Origin of the sequence: Frondihabitans cladoniiphilus, from assembly GCF_039544345.1 — a bacterium.
GTDB classification, from domain to species: domain Bacteria; phylum Actinomycetota; class Actinomycetes; order Actinomycetales; family Microbacteriaceae; genus Frondihabitans; species Frondihabitans cladoniiphilus.
In genome coordinates this window covers 141,979-157,554 of record NZ_BAABLM010000012.1, presented here as the reverse complement: position 1 = coordinate 157,554, position 15,576 = coordinate 141,979, and the positions used below count along the sequence as shown (strand labels likewise).

15 protein-coding genes are annotated in these 15,576 nt (G+C 69.2%); 6 read left to right on the top strand and 9 right to left on the bottom strand.

Annotated elements, in window-relative coordinates:
- Positions 1-199 precede the first annotated feature (199 nt).
- Positions 200-667, top strand: coding sequence for a 5-(carboxyamino)imidazole ribonucleotide mutase (gene purE, locus ABEA39_RS18445; RefSeq protein ID WP_345377485.1), 468 nt, complete (start codon positions 200-202; stop codon positions 665-667).
- Positions 668-946: 279 nt separating this feature from the next.
- Here purE and ABEA39_RS18440 read toward each other — a convergent pair whose 3' ends face one another.
- The 7 genes from ABEA39_RS18440 to lepB form a co-directional block, all read right to left on the bottom strand.
- The gene (locus ABEA39_RS18440) at positions 947-2,083 is read right to left on the bottom strand and encodes a glycosyltransferase family 4 protein (protein WP_345377439.1); all 1,137 of its coding nucleotides are present in this window, start codon (positions 2,081-2,083) and stop codon (positions 947-949) included.
- Between the two features lie 13 nt (positions 2,084-2,096).
- Positions 2,097-2,990, bottom strand: coding sequence for a dTDP-4-dehydrorhamnose reductase (gene rfbD / locus ABEA39_RS18435; protein WP_345377438.1), 894 nt, complete (start codon positions 2,988-2,990; stop codon positions 2,097-2,099).
- The gene (rfbB, locus tag ABEA39_RS18430; protein ID WP_345377437.1) at positions 2,987-3,973 is read right to left on the bottom strand and encodes a dTDP-glucose 4,6-dehydratase; all 987 of its coding nucleotides are present in this window, start codon (positions 3,971-3,973) and stop codon (positions 2,987-2,989) included. The genes rfbD and rfbB overlap by 4 nt, the downstream gene beginning before the upstream one ends.
- Positions 3,974-4,088: 115 nt before the next feature.
- Complete coding sequence (locus ABEA39_RS18425; RefSeq protein ID WP_345377436.1) at positions 4,089-4,985, bottom strand: glucose 1-dehydrogenase; 897 nt, start codon at positions 4,983-4,985, stop codon at positions 4,089-4,091.
- 90 nt (positions 4,986-5,075) lie between these two features.
- Positions 5,076-7,367 (bottom strand): FUSC family protein, encoded by a 2,292-nt coding sequence (locus ABEA39_RS18420; protein ID WP_345377435.1) that lies wholly within the window; start codon positions 7,365-7,367, stop codon positions 5,076-5,078.
- Complete coding sequence (locus ABEA39_RS18415) at positions 7,358-8,950, bottom strand: alpha/beta hydrolase (protein ID WP_345377434.1); 1,593 nt, start codon at positions 8,948-8,950, stop codon at positions 7,358-7,360. Before ABEA39_RS18415 ends, ABEA39_RS18420 begins: the two co-directional genes overlap by 10 nt.
- Positions 8,947-9,753, bottom strand: coding sequence for a signal peptidase I (gene lepB, locus ABEA39_RS18410; protein ID WP_345377433.1), 807 nt, complete (start codon positions 9,751-9,753; stop codon positions 8,947-8,949). The genes ABEA39_RS18415 and lepB overlap by 4 nt, the downstream gene beginning before the upstream one ends.
- 153 nt (positions 9,754-9,906) lie before the next feature.
- Between lepB and ABEA39_RS18405 the strand changes: the two genes are divergently transcribed.
- The 5 genes from ABEA39_RS18405 (at position 9,907) to ABEA39_RS18385 (ending at position 13,904) form a co-directional block, all read left to right on the top strand.
- Positions 9,907-10,308, top strand: a complete 402-nt coding sequence (locus tag ABEA39_RS18405; protein ID WP_345377432.1) for a lactococcin 972 family bacteriocin — start codon at positions 9,907-9,909, stop codon at positions 10,306-10,308.
- 65 nt (positions 10,309-10,373) lie between these two features.
- Positions 10,374-12,353, top strand: a complete 1,980-nt coding sequence (locus tag ABEA39_RS18400) for a hypothetical protein (protein ID WP_345377431.1) — start codon at positions 10,374-10,376, stop codon at positions 12,351-12,353.
- Entirely contained in the window at positions 12,350-13,069 is a 720-nt protein-coding gene (locus ABEA39_RS18395; protein ID WP_345377430.1) for an ATP-binding cassette domain-containing protein, read from the top strand. The genes ABEA39_RS18400 and ABEA39_RS18395 overlap by 4 nt, the downstream gene beginning before the upstream one ends.
- Positions 13,066-13,362: a hypothetical protein gene (locus ABEA39_RS18390; protein ID WP_345377429.1), complete on the top strand. Its 297-nt coding sequence runs from the start codon at positions 13,066-13,068 to the stop codon at positions 13,360-13,362. Before ABEA39_RS18395 ends, ABEA39_RS18390 begins: the two co-directional genes overlap by 4 nt.
- A gap of 89 nt (positions 13,363-13,451) precedes the next feature.
- Positions 13,452-13,904 (top strand): YdeI/OmpD-associated family protein, encoded by a 453-nt coding sequence (locus ABEA39_RS18385; protein WP_345377428.1) that lies wholly within the window; start codon positions 13,452-13,454, stop codon positions 13,902-13,904.
- Between the two features lie 8 nt (positions 13,905-13,912).
- Here the strand turns inward: ABEA39_RS18385 and ABEA39_RS18380 are convergent, their stop codons facing one another.
- Entirely contained in the window at positions 13,913-14,749 is an 837-nt protein-coding gene (locus tag ABEA39_RS18380; RefSeq protein ID WP_345377427.1) for a hypothetical protein, read from the bottom strand.
- Entirely contained in the window at positions 14,746-15,573 is an 828-nt protein-coding gene (locus ABEA39_RS18375) for a heavy metal-binding domain-containing protein (RefSeq protein WP_345377426.1), read from the bottom strand. Before ABEA39_RS18375 ends, ABEA39_RS18380 begins: the two co-directional genes overlap by 4 nt.
- Between the last annotated feature and the right edge of the window lie 3 nt (positions 15,574-15,576).

The window sequence follows — 15,576 nt, the reverse complement described above, 5'->3', positions numbered from 1 at the left end:
CCCGTCGGCCGCGACCCCCGGTCGACCGAGGTTCCATGCGGTTTCCCGGGTGCGGCTCCCCGGGCGGCCCCGTGCGAGAGACGATGATCGGGCGCGGTGATCAGCCGCAGTGGCCTGAGCGCAGTGCCCCTCGCCGAGCTTCGGTAGCCTGGCACCCGTGACCGATTCCGCATCCCCCTCGCCCCTCGTCGCTCTCGTGATGGGTTCCGACTCCGACTGGGCGACCATGAAGAGCGCCGCCGACATCCTCGCCGAGTTCGGCATCCCCTTCGAGGTCGAGGTCCTGTCCGCCCACCGCACCCCTGACAGGATGATCCGCTTCGGGCGCGAGGCCGCGTCGCGCGGGCTGCGTGTGATCATCGCCGGCGCGGGAGGTGCCGCTCACCTGCCGGGGATGCTCGCCTCGGTCACCACCCTGCCGGTCGTCGGCGTGCCCGTGGCCCTGGCCAAGCTCGACGGCCTCGACTCGCTGCTGTCGATCGTGCAGATGCCGGCGGGCATCCCGGTCGCCACGGTCTCCATCGGCGGGGCGGCCAACGCGGGCCTCCTCGCCGCCCGCATCCTGGGCTCGTCCGACCCCGCGGTGTCGCGCCGGCTCGCCGAGTACGCACTCGCGCTCGAGGGGCTCGTCGTAGAGAAGAACGCGGCGCTGAAGGCCTCGCTCTAGCGTTCGCATGCGCCTTGCTCTAGCGTCCGCGTGCGCCGCGCGGTTCGCGCCACCGCAGGGTCGACTCCAGGACACGCCGCTCAGGTTCGGCGAGGAGCGTGAATAGTGGAGTCGATCACGGCCGCCAACGCAGCCGACTCCAGAAATCACAGGCCCCGGGGAAGGTGAGCGGCGTGTTCTGGAGTCGCCCGGCAGGCAATCGCGCACGAACGACAACGAGACGTGCCGCGGCGCGTGGCATCGACCGCGCGACGTCTGGCGGCCTCGCGGCGCGACGCCCTACAGCTCGGCGTGCAGCTGCCAGACCTTCTCGGCGGAGTCGCGCCAGCTGAACGCCCGCGAGCGGTCCAAGCCGGCGATGCCGAGGCGTGTCGACAGCTCGACGTCGTTCACCACCTGGAACATGGCCTGCGCGAGACGCTCGGGGTAGCTCTTTTCGGAGCGGGACACCACCACGGCGGCGCCAGCCGACACCTCGACGAGGGCGGGGGCGTCCGAGTGCACGACGGGCGTGCCGAGGCTCAAGGCCTCGATGACCGGGAGCCCGAATCCTTCGGCGAGCGACGGGTAGACGAAGACGGAGGCTCGTTGCAGGAGCACGGCGAGGGTGGCGTCGGGCACCCGGCCGAGCACGCGCACGCGCCCCTCGGGCAGCCCCAGGCGGGCCACCACCTCGTCAACCTTGACGTCGCCCCAGCCGTCGGGACCGACGACCAGCAGCGGCACGTCGGGGGCGTCGGGGTGCGCCATCGCCTCGAGCAGGGGCTCGAGGCCCTTGCGCGGCTCGAGGGTGCCGACACTCAGGGCGTAGCGCTCGGGCAGGTCGAGGGACTCGGCGATCTCGTCGGCGTCGTCGGGCACCACGAGGTCGGGGCTCACGGCCCCGCCGATGACCCGGACCCGGTCGCCGAAGTCGTAGTACTCGGCGAGCTGGGCGGCGACGGCGTGCGTGGGGACGACGACCGCGTCGGCGTACTTGTGGGCCCGCTTCGTCATGGCCTTGTGCCAGCGGACCCCCTGCGCGGTGAGGGTCTCGGGGTGGGTCCACGGCACCGTGTCGTGGATGGTGACGGCGGTCTGCGTGCCCGGCTCGAGCGAGCGGTCGTGCTTGTAGAGCGGCGTGAAGAGGCTCGTGCCGTGCACCATGCCCCTGCCGGGCAGTTTCAGGGTGCCGGTCTGCCACGCGAGCGAGAGCTCGCGGCGGCCGAGGACGGAGCGGTAGAGGCTGGCGAGGCCCGGCAGGCGGTCTTCGAGACGGTCGTAGTCGGCCTGGGGATGCGCGGAGACGATGCCCTCGACGTCGCAGCCCTTCGGTGCCACCGTGATGATCTGCTTCGTGAGCTCTTCGGTGTAGCGTCCGATGCCCCCGGGGACGGGCGCGAGGATCTGGTCGACGACAACTCGCAGGGTCAGCATGGCGACATCGACCCTACCCGAAGACGCTTCCGGTGGCGTCCCCCGCGGCGCTCCCGAAGACCCCTTCGGCCGCCGCCTCGCTCAGGGCCTCCTGCCACGGCCGCATCGGGGCCAGCCCGGCGCGCTGCCAGGCGTCCTGCCCGAGCACGCTGAACGACGGCCGCGCCGCCGGGCGCACGAACGCACGGCTGTCGGTGGGGCGGACCCGCTCGGGGTCGAGGCCCTGGGCGGCGAAGACGGCGCGGGCCAGGTCGAACCAGGTGGCCCGCCCCGAGTTGGTGCCGTGGTACACCCCGGCCGGGGCGCCGGCGTCGAGCAGGGCGACGATCTGCCGCGCGAGGTCGAGGGTCCAGGTGGGCTGGCCGAGCTGGTCGTCGACGACCGACACCGTGTCGTGCGTCTCGGCCAGCTTCAGCATCGTCGCGGGGAAGCTGGCGCCGTGCTGCCCGTACAACCAGGCGGTCCGGACCACGTAGGTGCCATCGGGGTGGAGGGCGAGGGCCCGGCGCTCGCCCTCGGCCTTCGAGCGTCCGTAGGCGTTGATCGGGTCGAGGGGGGCATCCTCGGTGTAGGGCGAGGTCGCCTGCCCATCGAACACGTAGTCGGTCGAGAGGGTCACGAGGGATGCACGGGCCTCGCGACTGGCCTCGGCGAGGAGCCCGACGGCGGTGCCGTTGACCGCCAGGGCGTCCCCCTCGTGCTCCTCCGCGGCGTCGACTGCGGTGTAGGCGGCGGCGTTGATGACGACGTCGTGCCCCTCGACGGCCGCGAAGACGGCGTCGCGGTCGGTGACGTCGAGCTCGGCCCGGCTCGCCACGGTGACGTCGCGACCGAAGAGGGCTTCGACGAGGTCGGCCCCGAGCATCCCCCGGGCACCGGTGATCAGGTAGCGCGAGTGCTGGCTCATGCCAGGGCTGCTCGGGCCTTGAGCGGTTCCCACCAGGAGCGGTTGTCGCGGTACCACTCGACGACCGCGGCCAGGCCCTCGGCGAAGGGGACCCGCGGTTCGTAGCCGAGCTCGGCGCGGATCTTCGAGATGTCGACGGAGTAGCGGAGGTCGTGACCGAGCCGGTCTTGCACGTGATCGACGGAGGACCAGTCCTTGCCGGTGGCGTCGAGGAGGAGCTGCGTGAGCTCGCGATTGGTCAGCTCGGTGCCGCCGCCGATGTTGTAGATCTCGCCGGGACGGCCTCCGACGAGCACCATCGCGATGCCGCGGGTGTGATCGTCGACGTGGAGCCAGTCGCGGACGTTCAGGCCCTCGCCGTAGAGGGGAACGTGCCGATCGTCGATCAAGTTCGTGACGAAGAGCGGGATGACCTTCTCGGGGAAGTGGTACGGCCCGTAGTTGTTGGAGCAGCGCGTGATCGAGACGTTCAATCCGTGGGTGCGGTGGTAGCTGCGCGCGAGGAGGTCGCTGCCGGCCTTGGATGCGGAATAGGGGGAGTTGGGCTCGAGCGGGCGGTCTTCGGCCCAGGACCCCTCGGCGATCGAGCCGTAGACCTCGTCGGTGGAGATGTGGACGAACCGGGGCAGCTCGTGACGGAGGGCGGCATCGAGGAGGCGCTGGGTGCCGAGGACGTTGGTCTCGACGAAGATCGACGCGTCTCGGACCGAGCGGTCGACATGCGACTCGGCGGCGAAATGCACGACGGCGTCGAGACCGGGGAAGAGGGTGTCGAGGAGAGCGGCGTCGCGGATGTCGCCCTCGACGAAGGAGTAGCGCGGCGACTCGGACACCGCAGCGAGGTTCTCGAGGTTGCCCGAGTAGGCGAGGGCGTCGAGGACGACGACCTCGGCGCCCTCGAGCCCGGGGTAGGCGTCTTCGAGCGTGCGCCGGACGAAGTTGGAGCCGATGAACCCGGCCCCGCCGGTGACGAGGATCTTCACGTGCGTTGTCTCTCTCTGGAGGCGGGCTGTCCGGCGAGTCTACTGAAGCGCCGACGACGAACGCCTCCTCCCCAGGGGGAGGAGGCGTTCGATCACCGAGCGAGCAGCCGCCCGATCACGGTGTCGGCATGCCGCCGTTCACATGCAGAGTCTCGCCGATCACGTAGCTGGACTCGCCGGAGGCCAGGAACACGTAGGCGGGGGCGAGTTCGGCCGGCTGACCCCAGCGGCCGAGCGGGGTCTCTTCGCCGACCGTGGGCAGGGCATCCGCCGGCTGTCCACCTGCGGGCTGGAGCGGGGTCCAGATCGGGCCGGGAGCGACGGCGTTGACCCGGATGCCCTTCGGCGCGAGCTGCTGCGAGAGCGCCTTGGAAAAGGTGTTGATCGCGGCCTTCGTCGAGGCGTAGTCCACGAGGAACGGCGCCGGCGAGTAGGCCTGGATCGACGTCGTGTTGATGATGCTCGAGCCGGGCTTCAGGTGGGGGAGTGCAGCCTTCGTGATCCAGAACATCGCGTAGACGTTGGTCTTGAAGGTGTCGTCGAAGTTCTCGTCGCTCAGCTCGAGGAAGTCCTCGACGTGCTGCTGCTTGCCGGCGTTGTTGACGAGGATGTCGAGGCCGCCCAACTCGTCGACGGTCTTGGCGACGAGGTCGAGGCAGAACTGCCTGTCTTTGATGTCGCCGGCGATGGCGACCGCCTTTTGGCCCGCCGCTTCGATGAGGCCGACGATCTTCTGCGCGTCCTCCTCCTCTTCGGGCAGGTAGGCGATGGCGACGTCGGCGCCCTCTCGCGCGTAGGCGATGGCGACCGCCGCGCCGATGCCGGAGTCGCCGCCCGTGACGAGGGCCTTGCGACCCTCGAGACGGCCGCTGCCGCGGTAGGTGTCCTCACCGTGGTCGGCCGGGATCGCGAGGTCGGCGTCCTTGCCGGAGCCCTCCAGGTACTGCTCGGGCGGGGTCTTGTCGGCGTACTTCTTGCTCGGGTCTTCGAATGCGTACTGGTCGGTGGCCATGACGTCCTTTCGGCTGGGTCGTGCTGGCGTCCGCGTGCATTCGCGGACGACCTGGGACGGTAGGCGAGGGCCGCTGAGCGTCGTACCCCGTCAGGCCGTCAGCGGCTCGAGCGTCGCGCCGAGTTCCGAGCCGCGACCGCAGAGGGCCTGGTCGACCGCGTGGAGGTGCCTGGCCGCCGCGACGAGCGCGATGCGGTGCCGGGACGCCACGACTGCCGGGTGGTCCTCGAAGGCGTCGATCAGGGCGTCCGCCGGGCGGAAGACGACCCGCGACATGCGTCGCTCCTCGAGCGCTCCGGTGAACCTCTCGACGTCGTCGAGGACGGCCCGGATCGCGCGGTCGAGGACGTCGCCGACCGCGGCGTCGGAGGCGGCTGCCACGGCTCCGTCGGCGGCGCGGACGAGGGCGCGGGCATGGTGTTCGCAGGAGGCGAGAATCAGCATGGTGCGTCGGGAGCCGGACCGGTCGGAGACTCCGGCCAGCCCCTGCGTGAGGGGCTTGCTGGTCGTGCCGAGCGCGGCGAACGACTCCCGGAGCGCTCGCACGTCGTCGGGGGCCGAGATGGCACCGAGGCGGGCCGTCTCCCGCCCGGCGGGTGAGTCCTGATCGTCGGTGTCGCCGCGGACGTCCGTGAGGCGCTCGCCGGAGAGCCGGATCGCCGCCGCGAGCTCGCCCAGGAAGGTGCGCACGTCGCCGCGCACGGCACCCGAGGTGCTGTTGGGGAACACGACGTACGAGACGAGGATGCCGATGGCCGCCCCCGCCGCCGTCTCCTCCAGCCGGGTCAGGAGGAGCGCGACGCTGAACTCGCCGAGGATCCCGTACAGCAGCGCGAGCATCGTGGTGATGAAGAAGATCATGAACGCCGACGAGATCGACATCAGATAGAAGCCGAGGAACAGCGCCACGACGATCAGGACGACCGAGACCGGGACGTTGCCGCCGACGAGCCCCGCGATGAGCACTCCCGCGACGACCCCACCCAGAGTGCCGATCACACGGAGCCAGCCCTTGGTCAGGATCTCGCCGCGGGTGGAGGTTCCAACGAAGACCACGAAGGCGGCGATGACGGCCCAGAACCAGCGGGTCGAGGAGAGGGCGGTGCCGGCGGCGATTGCCAGAGCGGCGGCGACAGCCACCTGGACGGCGGTCCGCCAGAGCCGGCCGAGGTTCGCGGTCCGTGGTGGTGGCGTCGCCGACTCGACCCGTGCATCCTCGTTGCCCGTCTTTCGAGCCGTGTCGGTCGGGGTCTCGTCGAGGGCGTCGGGCCCCCGGGTCACGATTCCCTGCCATGCGGCGAAGGCGAAACGAAGGATGCGCGACAACGACTCGAGGCGTTCGTCCGCGTCCGAGATCCCGGCCTCCGAGACGTGCGCTCCGGGTCGTGCGTCGTGCGGGGCCTGGTCGCGCGGGCTCGGCGCACGCAGCAGCGCCGGGGTCGAGCCGGGCGGCCCGTCGAGCCGCAGGGGCGAGTGGACGGCCCGGCGGAGTTCGCGGAGGCGGGCGGAGATCCGGAGGAGTTGCTCGGGCGAAGCGCTGCCGTCGTCGAGCACGCGTCGGACCGTGCTGCACAGGCGTTCCAGGACCAGTTGGAAGTCGAAGACCCGCACGCCGAGGTCGTCGTTGTCGACGCCGAGCACGAGCGGGGCGGCCGCCGTCTCGAGTGCCTGCTCGACGGATGCCGCGGTGGACCCGCTGGCGGCGAGGCGCGATCGGATCGAGCGCCGGAGCCGTTCGTCGATCGTGCCCGCGCGGACCCCGTCGTCGACCGCGTCGAGGACACGGCCGGCGCGCACGCCGAGGGCGCGGAGCATCCGCCGGAGGTCGCGATCGGGATGCCGCGGCCGGAAGACGTAGCGCAGGGCGATGGTGAGGAGAGCGGCGATCGTGACGGCCCCGGCCACCACGGGGATCTCGGCCGGCGAGACCTTCGTGAAGATCGCCAGGAAGTACGACATGAAGCCGACCATGCCGATGGCGACGCCGCGCGGACCGATCGCCCGGATCATCACGGCGGCGAAGGCGACCGCGACGAAGACGGCGTCGGCCAGGAGCGGGGTGCCGCTCACGACGGAGGCGAGCGAGATCGTGGCCACCGAGGAGGGGAGCAGAAGGAGGATGGCCACGGCTCGGGGCCCGGGCCGGGGCTCGCGCACGGCGGTCGACGCCAGCATGGTGACGATCAGGCCCGGGATCACCGCGATCGCGGACAGCCCGGTCAGAGCAGCCAGAGTGAAGAGCACGACCGCCACGACCAGCAGGGTCGTGATGGTCGTGGCAGCCGTCCGGAGGCGGGAGAGGTCGGGGTCGGCCGTCGCCAGGATCCGGGCGACGCGCCGGAAGGGGCGCGTCGCCGTGCGGACGACGTCGGTCAGTGGCACAGCGGATCGTGGCTGGGGACGGTCCCGTGCACGAGGTACGCGTCGACGGTCGTATCGATGCAGGTGTTGCCGAGGTCGTAGGCCGTGTGCCCCTGGCCGTAGCGGGTCACGAGGTGGCCGCTCGAGAGCTGCTTCGCCAGGGCCTTCGCCTCGGCGTACGGCGTCGCCGGGTCGCCGGTGGTGCCCAGCACGAGGATGGGGCCGGCACCCGGAGCGGTGACCGGGGCGGGGAAGGCGAGCGGCTTGACCGGCCATTCGTCGCAGGTGACGTCGGTGTACCCCTCGTACGGGCCGAGCACGGGCGCGGCCTTCGTGAGCTGGGCCGCCTCCTTGCGCATCTCGCCCGTGCTGACGTCGGCACCGCCTTCGAGGCAGTTGATCGCGGTGTTGGCCTCGGTGGTGTTCGTCTCGTAGGTGCCTTTGGGGCTGCGCTCGTTGTAGTCGTCCGCGAGCGTGAAGGCCTCGGCCGGGTCGCCGTGGAGGGTCGACGCGAAGAGGGTGGTGAGGTCGGGCCACTCGGCGGTCGAGTAGAGCGGGTCGACGATGGCGGTCGCCAGGGTGGAGGCCCCGAGCATCCTGCCGTCCTTCGCCTTCAGCGGTGTCGTGGCGACCGACGACAGCAGGCCGGAGATGCTCGTCATGGCCTGGTCGACCGTGCCGGTGAGAGGACAGGTGGATGTGCCCACCGCCTCTTTCTTCTCGGCCAGGCAGGCCGTCACGTACGTCTTGAGGTCGCCCTCGAAGCCGGACGTCTGCGCGACGATGCCGCCGCCGGTCTCGGCCCAGGGGTCGTCGGCGCCGTCGAGCACGAACCGGCCCACCTTCGTCGGGAACAGGCCGGCGTAGATCGTGCCGAGGTAGGTGCCGTACGAATAGCCCAGGTAGTCGAGCTTCGGGTCGCCGAGGTCGGCGCGGATCAGGTCCATGTCGCGGGCGGCGCTCGCGGTGTCGACGTGGGCGAGCAGGCCCTTGCTGTTCTTCTCGCACGCGGAAGCGAAGGTCTTGGCATTCGCGCGGTCGGCCGCGAGCCATTCGGACGAGCCGATCGCGCCGGGAAGGATGCCGTAGAGATACTGATCGGTGCCCTTGGCGTCGAGGCACTTCACGGCGCTCGAGTAGCCGACGCCGCGGGGGTCGAAGCCGATCACGTTGTCTTTCGACGACACGGCCGAGTCGACGGCGTTCGAGACGTCGCTGCCGACCAGGTCGACGCCCGATTCGCCGGGCCCGCCGGGGTTGACCAGCAGGTCGCCCTGGGCCGTGCCGCTCGGGCGATGTTCCATCAACGCCAGGTGGATGCTGCTCGTCGAGGAGTCGCTCCAGTCGAGCGGAGCCTGGATCGACCCGCACCAGTAGCTGCCGCCGCAATGGGTCCACTCCACGGGAGCGGTGTACTTCTTCTCGAGCGAGGACGCCGTGCTCGACGAGATCGTCCCGGTCGCGAGGTGGGCGGTGGCCGTGCCGGCGACGGCCGCGGCGATGCCGACGACGAGCGCGAGGACGAGGGCCAGGACGACGAGTAGAGACCGGGGGATGCGCGGCGCACGTCGCTCGGAAGCGGGCGGGTTCGGGAAAAGGGTCACGACGACGCGCCTTTCGGGACTCGGGCGAAGACCTGCGGGTAGTCGCTGATGGTGCCCCAGCGGGACGACGGCCAGGTGATGGCGACGGCGCGCCCCACGACGTCGGAGATCGGCACGAACGCCGTCGACGGGGTCTGCGTGTAGTGGTAGGCGGAGTCGGCGGAGTCGTCGCGGTTGTCGCCCATGACCCAGAGCTCGCCGGCGGGGACGGTCACGTCGAACGTGTACGGATCGGCCGGTTTGCCGGCGGGGACGTTGATGTAGGGCTCGGTGAGGGGGGTGCCGTTGACTTCGAGCTGCCCCTGGGCGTTGCAGCAGGCCACGTGGTCGCCCGGAAGCCCGATGACGCGCTTGATCAGATGGTTGCCGCTGTCCTGCGTGCCGAGGCCGACCTGGGTGAGGGCCCACTGGAGGCCGTCGACGACGGGGTTGCCGGTCGTGGTCTGGGCCTGCTCGCCCTCGCTGAGCCAATTGCCCGGGTCGGTGAAGACGACGACGTCGCCGCGCTTGATGGCGGACGCCCTCGGCACCAGCTCGTTGACGACGATCCGGTCGTTCACCTGCAGGGTGTTCGTCATCGACGGCGACGGAATGTAGAAGGAGCGGACCAGGAACGTCTTGACCAGGAACGAGATCAGCAGGGCGGCAAGGAAGATGATGAGGATGTCGCGGAGGAAGCGCGCCGTGCCCCCGCGGCGGGGCTCGGGCCGCTCGGCGCGACGTCGGCCGCGTTCACTCGGCGCGTCGCCGTGGCCGCGCGCCTCGCCGTCGGCCGACGCGGCAGCAGTGTGGTCCGACATCATGCGGGGCCCCCGTTCCTCCCCGATCGTAAGCGAAAACGCGCTCTCGCCTCGACGCGCCCGCCCTGACTGCTTAATTTGTATTTCGTACGCAGAATCTGAAAGGCTGACCGCGGTCGAGAAAACACTCGCCCACGACTCGATGAGGAGAATCCCATGAAGAAATCACTGACGATCGCGACGGCCAGTTCCATCTGTGCTCTAGTAGGAATGCTTTTGATGCCGATGTCGGCGCAGGCTGCACCGGTGAGGGCCGATGCCTCGGCTTCCGTCACCGCCGGATCAGTTGACGACACGCAACGAGGCGTCGACATTCCCGAAGGCTTCTCGACTCGAACCGTGGCGCATCCCGAGGGAGGGGAATGGCGATACGGCATCGACGGGCCCGGCAACACCACGTACTCGCACTACCTCCACTCGTCCAGGAAGCACAGTTCCTCCGTTCGCAACGGCAACCTCGAGTGGTTCCGCAGTTCCGTGGCCGGTGCCGGGGTCCAGTCGAGGGCTGCCGTGGCACACACGGTGGGCGGCAATCAGTCCTTCTACAAATTCAACTAGCTCCTGTGGCCCGTCCGAATCGGTGAGACTCGGGCGGGCCACCCCTCTCACCGACGGACGTCCTCTTGATTCTCAAGCTCAGCGCAGCCGCTGCCGTCATCACCACTATCCTGACGGCCTTTCTCGTTGTGAGAAGCGGCGACGAGGCCGTCGTGAAAGGCGCATCCACCGTCGTGACCGTGTGGGACGACGGCGGCCTCACCCGAGTCGAGGCCGAGCGGGCGATCGTGGCAGCGGCGCGCCAAGAACGCATCACCCTCTACCGCAGCATCACCTCGGTCGAATCCGGGATCACCGTGCGCTCTTTATCGGTAGCCAATCAGGGCGATGATCGCGCACTGCCTGGTGTCGACGAGCAGTATCCCGACTTCGGGAGATCGCTTCATACTCGTTTCCGTCCAGCCCCGAACGGCATTTCTCCGGGCGGAATGTACGTGACGGGTGCGACCGAGATCCGGGCAGACCGCTTCGTCGCCGTCCTTCGGCAGCAGGGCCTCGACGTCACGGCCGTGCCGTTCGGGTTCGCTGGTCAATTCTGGTGGACGGCGGGTGCGGCACCGCTCCTGCCACTGCTCATGGCAGCACTTCTGGGAATGATCCTAGGGTGCGTGTCTTCGACCGTAGGTGCGCGGCGACAAGACGCAGTTCGCGTTGCCAACGGTATGTCCAGGACTGATGTGGCTTTTCGCCAGTGCGCGAGAGTCATTCTGCTGGTCCTCGCCTACGGGGTCATAGGGCTCGCTGTATCGGTGCTCCCTCTTGCCATTTACAACGGCCTGGCTCAATTTGCACGATTCGCAGGAACAACGGCCGTGGGAATCGGACTTGCGGCCGTCGTCGGGGGTGCTGTCGTTCTGGTGACCTCTCTCTTGGCGAATCGCCGTTCTCTGCTCCCGGCACTCGAGGGGAGGCTGCCATTTGGCCGCCTCACCCTGTTCGGCCTCGTCGCCCATGGGGCAGCCGTCGGTCTGGTCGTGGCCGTTCTCGCCTCTGCAATTGCGGCTGGCTGGTCGGCGTCCGAAAATCGTCGCGACTCGGCGGAATGGGACAGAGGCGACGACTTGTACGCCTTGAGCTTTCGCCTCTCGAACACAGAAGGCGAGAAATTCGTCGATGTGTTCGCCGCGCTTGGCCTTCGCGCCATCGCTGAAGGAAGAGCACTCGTCTCGACGAGACCGTTGGGGGGACCCGAGGATCACGGCCCCGACGGAGGTGGGGCTCTCATCGTCAACGATCGGTATCTGGCGGAGCAGACGATCCGGGATCACACCGGCAAACGTGTCGAAGGGTCAAACCTGCGGCCTGACGAGTTGACGTTGCTCGTGCCTGACGATCTCCGTGGGGTGCCTGAGCTCGTCTCTCGATATGAGGAGTGGATCCGTTTCCGTGCCGAAGCGGACGGCAGGAGATCCGACGATTCACGAGTGCCGATTCACGTGATCAGAACTGCCGGCGGCCAACGCGTCTTCAACTACTCGACGAGAGAGACGACCAGCTCCCAACTTGATCCCGTGGTCGCGGTCGTGCCCTCCTCCCGTCCGGTTCTCTCTTCGGATTGGATTGTCTCCGGGATGACACAGGGCACCGTCCTCTTCACTGACAGGACTCGACTGGAACGCGACCTCCGATCGAGCTCGCTCGATTCGTCGGCCTGGATCGTCAGCGCCAGGGACCTGGCAGAAGTGCGCCTCGACGGTCAGGAGCACGACTTGCGCACGACCATGTCGGTGGCCCTCCTCGCCGGGATCGTGGCTGTCCTCGCCGCGTTCGTCTTCGCTGCCGCGTCAGCGGAAATATCCCGGCGCGGTGATTTCTTGCGGCTTGTCCACGGTGATTCTGGGCTCCGAACGGTCCTGCTTCCCGCGACTCTGGCAGTAGCTTCCGCAGGAGCCGCTTCGGGGCTCGCGCTTTCGTCCCACCTCTCGGTGAGCCCATCGACCTTCTCCCCGTGCGGGGTCGTCCTTTTGGCCGATGTTCTCGCTGTGGCTTTGTTCATCAGCGTCCGAAGTCGGCGCCTGCGCGCAGACACCCTCAAGAAGTCTTGAAGCAGACGGGAAAAGGCCCTATGACACGCGTCGAAGCGACCAAAATCACGAGCGAAGACCAACACCCGGGCGCCATGTCCGTCCGCGGTCTCACGAAGAAACGGGGTGACCATCTCCTGTGGGCCGACCTCCATGTCGACGTCTCGGCAGGCGAGTCGCTGGCGATCACGGGGCCGAGTGGTGCAGGGAAGTCGACTCTGCTCAACTGCATCGGTCTCCTCGAACATGCCGATGCCGGCACCATCGAGTTGGCAGGCACTCCCACGATCGGGATCTCGCGCAGGCGGCGCCGACAGCTTCTGCGCGATACCGTCGGGCATCTCTTCCAGAACTATGGTCTGGTCGAGAGTTGGTCGGTAGACGCAAACCTGAACGTGGCTTTTATCGGCCGCCGGCTAACTTGTCAGGAGAAGGAGGGGCGACGAACGTCCGCTCTTGGCCGAGTCGGCCTCAGAGGGTTCGGCAATCGCCGCACCTACTCGCTGAGCGGTGGCGAGCAGCAGCGGGTTGCACTCGCGCGGCTGCTGCTCAAGTCGCCGCTCGTCGTCGTCGCGGACGAGCCCTCGGCCGCTCTCGACGAGCACAACGTGGCGATGGTGCTGTCTGTTCTGGACGAGCTGCGACGCCGCGGTTGCGCGATCGTCATCGCCACCCACGACGTGGCGATCGCTGATTGGTGCACCCATCGACTCGATCTGGCACAGGAGATCCGATGACGACATCGAGAGCACGGCGGGTGATCGCCGCGGCCCTGGCAGCCGCGGCCGTGTCGCCGCTCACAGCGTGCGCCAGCGAGGAGACCTGGGATCGATCCCGGGCTCAGGCCGCCTGCCTGGAGGCGAAGGGCTGGGACATCGAGTTGAACTGGGATGCCACTCTCTCAATCGACGACGGACCGGAAGCCGTTCCGGCATTCCGAAGCGATGCGGAGCAGTGCTGGATCACGACGGCACCGACGACGGTGCCGCCGACCGTGCCGCCGAGCAAGTCGGCGACTCCTCCGAGCTAGGACCGCGCGCTCCGCGGGCCGATTGCCGACGCTTGCGCCGACCGGGCCGTGAACGGCATGATCCAGTCACCGACCGACAGGAGAGCCCCGTGCCCACGTTCCACACCACCATCCTTCTCGCTCGCCAGACGGCGACCGGACTGGAGGTGCCGCCGGCCGTGATCGACGAGCTGGGTGCCGGCAAGAAGCCGGCGGTCGTCGTCACCGTGAGCGGTGCGGCCTCGCCCGACGGCTACGAATACCGCTCGACCGTGGGCATCATGAGCGGCAAGTTCTTGATCCCGCTCAGCTCCGACCACCGCAAGGCGTCGGGGTTCGCCGCCGGCGACGAGGTCGAGGTGGCTCTCGCGCTGGACGACGCGCCGCGCGAGGTCGCCGTGCCCGCCGACCTGGCGTCGGCACTGGACGCCTCCGGCGTGCGAGCGGCGTTCGACGCGCTGTCGCACAGCCGCAAGCGAGCGCTGGTGGAACCGATCGAGCAGGCCAAGGCCGCGGACACCCGCGCTCGCCGGGTCGCTAAGGCCGTCGAGTCGTTGGCGTAGCGGGGCGGCTACTGCAGCTCGAGCCCTGTCGCGAAACGATCGGCGAGGAATCGGCCGTTGACGAGCAGGGCCGAGGCGTCCTGCTCGACCGCGGCATCTCGCATCCTCGTCGCCGCCGTCTCGAGGTCGTCGAGCTGAGCGACCAGGGTGTCGGCCGAGGTTCGGCCGTTCGACAGCACGTGGGACGTCGCCCAGTCGGCGGGCAGCGCGAGGTAGGCCCGCAGCGTGTCGGGCAGGTAGGCCGTCGCCGTCCGCTCGACCACGACCTCGGCCTCGCCGCCGCCGGTCACGCGGGGGAGCGTCTCGTGCACCAGGGCCACAATCCGCTCGACGCGGGTGAGGGCCTCGTCGGGGATCCGTCCGCGAAGACGCGAGGGGAGGGTGAGGATGCTCGCGCCGATGTCGCTCTCGTCCACCGCCAGGTCGGACCCGGCCGGTCGCACGCCCAGCACGGTCAACGCCCGCGCGGCCGTCGCCGCGTCTCCGGCGGCGTCGGCGGCAATGGCTCCGATCTCGCCGGCGAACAGCTCGAGCCACTCGCCGAGCGGCGGGGTCTTCCGGGAGATGATGATCCCGCCGGCGACGCGAGCCACCTCGGTCACGAGCCGGCCGCCTCGCTCCAGGCTCAAGGTCATCGAGCGGCCCTCACGGGTGATCCGGAGCGACTCGGCACGGCCGGGTCGGCCCGCCATGCGATCGCCCAGCGACCGGTTGCGGGTCACGTCGAGGACCTCGCGGACGACCGACGCTGGCAAGGCGCGGGTCACGCCTTCGGCGAGGGAGTCGAGTAGGACCTGCGGGTCGTCGTCGGCCGAGGCCGTGAGCCCGATGGCCCCGTCGCTCACCGGGAGGGCCCGTCGGTCAGCGGGAGGACGAGGCTCGGCGTGGCGATGACGTGGTCGTCCCGCAGACTGCGGACAGCCGTGCCGATCGCGAAGAACTCGGTGGTGTGGCCGCCCCAGCGGTGGGCGAGGGAGTTGAGCTGCACGCCGACGATGCCCTCGGATCCGAGCACCTCGGCCTCCGTCTGCATGCGGCCCATGGCGAGCTCGCGGGCGTCGTAGAGGGCCTCCGTGTACTGCGGAATCTCGACGTTGGAGCCGATCGAGCCGAGCGACGCCATCATGCCGCGGTGGGCGATGTGATAGACGCAGGTGCCCATGACGAGGCCCTGCGGGGCGTAGCCGGCCTGGATCAGGGTCCAGAAGTCTTGACCCGACAGGTCGGACGTGAAGGGCAGGCCCTTGTTGTTACGCCACTTGCCGGTGGGCGGTGCCTTCTCGGCCACGACGGCCGTGCCGACCGCGATGAACTCGGCGAGGTCGTTGCCGTACTCCTTGAACTCGATCTCGAGGCGGACCCCGACGATGCCGTCGGCGCCGAGAGCGTCCGCTTCGGCCTCCATGCGCGTCATGGCGAGTTCGCGGGCGTGGTACATGGCCTGGCTCAGCTTGTCGAGCTCCATGTTCTTCGACCACTTACCGATCTGGATCCCCACGTGGTACACACTGGTGCCCAGCACGAGGCCGACCGGCCGGAACCCGGCCTGCTTGACGAGCAGGAACTCGTTCACCGACAGGTCGGAGGTGAAGAGGTTCTTCTTTCCGTCGGCGAGGCGCGCTCGGGCGTCCGGGGGCAGGGAGACCTGCGAGAGATCGGCATCGCTCATGAG

Coding starts and splice junctions, on each gene's coding strand:
- purE (WP_345377485.1), top strand. CDS start 200: ATGGGTTCCGACTCCGACTGGGCGACCATGAAGAGCGCCGCCGACATC.
- ABEA39_RS18440 (WP_345377439.1), bottom strand. CDS start 2,083: ATGCTGACCCTGCGAGTTGTCGTCGACCAGATCCTCGCGCCCGTCCCC.
- rfbD (WP_345377438.1), bottom strand. CDS start 2,990: ATGAGCCAGCACTCGCGCTACCTGATCACCGGTGCCCGGGGGATGCTC.
- ABEA39_RS18425 (WP_345377436.1), bottom strand. CDS start 4,985: ATGGCCACCGACCAGTACGCATTCGAAGACCCGAGCAAGAAGTACGCC.
- lepB (WP_345377433.1), bottom strand. CDS start 9,753: ATGATGTCGGACCACACTGCTGCCGCGTCGGCCGACGGCGAGGCGCGC.
- ABEA39_RS18405 (WP_345377432.1), top strand. CDS start 9,907: ATGAAGAAATCACTGACGATCGCGACGGCCAGTTCCATCTGTGCTCTA.
- ABEA39_RS18390 (WP_345377429.1), top strand. CDS start 13,066: ATGACGACATCGAGAGCACGGCGGGTGATCGCCGCGGCCCTGGCAGCC.
- ABEA39_RS18375 (WP_345377426.1), bottom strand. CDS start 15,573: ATGAGCGATGCCGATCTCTCGCAGGTCTCCCTGCCCCCGGACGCCCGA.